Raw genomic sequence first — 255 nt, forward strand, 5'->3', positions numbered from 1 at the left:
TCCTGCCGACCGCCGGAGGTCGAACTGCGGGCAAGACTGCGCGACCTCGCCAACGAGCGACGGCGTTTCGCTACCGGCGACTGTTCGTCCTGCTCAGGCGGGAGGGAGAGCCGTCCGGCGTCAACCGTATCTATCGGCTGTATCGCGAGGAAGGGCTTTCGGTTCGCAAGCGGAAAGCCAGGCGGCGTGCTGTCGGCACGCGTGCGCCGATACTGGTCGAAGCGAAGGCCAATGCCCGCTGGTCGCTGGATTTCG

Annotated in this window: 1 pseudogene; it reads left to right on the forward strand. The window is 66.3% G+C overall.

The features are described from left to right. Positions 1-255 (forward strand): annotated as a pseudogene (locus DUT91_RS25335) (IS3 family transposase); the annotation flags it as partial.

This window comes from Paramesorhizobium salinisoli (genome assembly GCF_003335045.1).
GTDB classification, from domain to species: Bacteria; Pseudomonadota; Alphaproteobacteria; order Rhizobiales; family Rhizobiaceae; genus Paramesorhizobium; species Paramesorhizobium salinisoli.